The organism is Mesorhizobium sp. M7A.F.Ca.ET.027.03.2.1, from assembly GCF_003999175.1.
Taxonomy (GTDB): Bacteria; Pseudomonadota; Alphaproteobacteria; order Rhizobiales; family Rhizobiaceae; genus Mesorhizobium.
Genome location: NZ_RZOM01001236.1, coordinates 1 through 1,623, shown reverse-complemented (window position 1 = coordinate 1,623; position 1,623 = coordinate 1). Strand labels below are relative to the sequence as shown.

Below are 1,623 nucleotides of genomic sequence, written 5' to 3'. Positions count from 1 at the left end.
GTCCACATAGAGCGAGACCGATGGCGTGAACGTGAAGGCGTGGTGCACGGGGCTGTTGAAGACCATGACTTCCAGCCCAGCGATCGACACCCGCGCCAGCTTGACCGTTCCTTGCGGGCCGTCTTCGCCGGGGCCGTAATTCGTGACGTCAAGCACGCTGCTGCCGGGAATGGTCTCGCAATAGAGGATCATTGCCTCTTCGGCCTTGCCCTCGAACATCAGGAATGGCGATACTTTCGTCATCGCAAGGTCTCCATCTTCCTTCTGTTGCTCGGATATCGGGTCGCTCAAACATTGGTCTCGTTGGCGGGTTCGCCCTTCATCTCGGCGCGGCAGTAGCCGTCGCGCAAATTGATGCCGTATTCGACATAGGCCTTCATGCAGGCCAGCATCTGCGACCAGCCCTCGCAATTGAGGTAGGACTTTTTCAGGCCGACCGCGCCTTCCGGCCAACCGCTCTCGGCGATGGTGACGAAGGTGCCGCCATCGTCCAGCGGCTCGAAATTCATCTCGATGCGGGTCTTGTAGGCGGGTTTGCCGTCGGCGTCGGTGGCATCCCAGCGCAGCACGATGCGGCTGTCCTTGACCACTTCGTCGACCTCGACCGGCACCTTGCCCCACCAGACGACGCCGGCGCCAGCTTCCAGCGGGGCGCTGGCGCCGCCGATCGTGGTGAAGTAGCCGCTCAGTTTCTTCGGATTGACGACCGCGTCGAAGACGTCGGCGACCGGCTTGCCGATGCGTCCGGAGACACTGAATCCAAGTGACATATCCACAACTCCTTCCCTTGATCGGCCCAACAATATGTTATAGAAACATAACATGTCAAGCCAATCGCAAGACGACAATGTTTTCAAGGCGCTGGCGCATCCGCGCCGGCGTGAAATGCTGGATCAGCTGAAGGACACGCCGAAGACGACCGGCATGCTGTGCGAGGCCTTTCCCGACATCGATCGCTGCACCGTGATGCTGCATCTCAAGGTGTTGGAGGAGGCCGACCTGATCGTTGCGCGGCGCGACGGCCGCGAGCGCTGGAACCATCTCAACGCGCTGCCGATCAAGCAGATCCACGACCGCTGGATCAGCCAGTATGCCGGGCATGCCCTCAGCATCATCGACCGGCTGAAGTCGGACCTCGAGGCATGAGCGGCCGCAGCAGGTCATGTCTTACGCCGCATGCGCGGTGCGGCTGGACGAATTGAGCCGATTTATCTATAAGCCGGGCCATTCCGACAGAGAACGCCGTGCTTCCACGAGTTGCACCTGGGACGCTCTGAAATTTGAATTCGGGCATTGCGGCAGACGAGGTCAGATCACTTCGCTTCGGGATGCTCTAGCCGAGAAGACGACAGGGGTGCCATGGCTGGCCATTCACAGTTCAAGAACATCATGCACCGCAAGGGCCGCCAGGATGCGGTGCGGTCTAAAATGTTTTCCAAGCTGGCGCGCGAAATCACCGTCGCCGCCAAGAGCGGGACGCCCGATCCGTCGATGAACCCGCGCTTGCGCCTGGCGATCCAGAACGCCAAGGCGGTGTCGATGCCGAAGGACAACATCCAGCGCGCCGTCAACAAGGCCTCGATGGGCGATGCCGAGAACTACGAAGCCGTGCGCTACGAGGGC

3 protein-coding genes and 1 pseudogene are annotated in these 1,623 nt (G+C 60.8%); 2 read left to right on the top strand and 2 right to left on the bottom strand.

What is annotated here, in order from left to right; genetic code table 11:
- Positions 1 to 243: VOC family protein (locus tag EN750_RS33365; protein ID WP_189526645.1), on the bottom strand; the 243-nt coding region annotated here is incomplete at its 3' end.
- Between the two features lie 44 nt (positions 244 to 287).
- Positions 288 to 770: an SRPBCC domain-containing protein gene (locus EN750_RS33360; RefSeq protein ID WP_127399199.1), complete on the bottom strand. Its 483-nt coding sequence runs from the start codon at positions 768 to 770 to the stop codon at positions 288 to 290.
- Between the two features lie 52 nt (positions 771 to 822).
- On the opposite strand from EN750_RS33360, the gene EN750_RS33355 reads away from it, so the two are divergent.
- Both EN750_RS33355 and EN750_RS33350 read left to right on the top strand, forming a co-directional pair.
- A complete protein-coding gene (locus EN750_RS33355; RefSeq protein WP_127399198.1) occupies positions 823 to 1,146 on the top strand; it encodes a helix-turn-helix domain-containing protein in 324 nt (107 codons plus the stop codon).
- Between the two features lie 213 nt (positions 1,147 to 1,359).
- Positions 1,360 to 1,623: pseudogene (locus EN750_RS33350) on the top strand (YebC/PmpR family DNA-binding transcriptional regulator); the annotation flags it as partial.

Bases quoted from the DNA above. Each gene is read 5' to 3' on its own strand.
- EN750_RS33360 (WP_127399199.1), bottom strand. From the start codon at position 770: ATGTCACTTGGATTCAGTGTCTCCGGACGCATCGGCAAGCCGGTCGCC.
- EN750_RS33355 (WP_127399198.1), top strand. From the start codon at position 823: ATGTCAAGCCAATCGCAAGACGACAATGTTTTCAAGGCGCTGGCGCAT.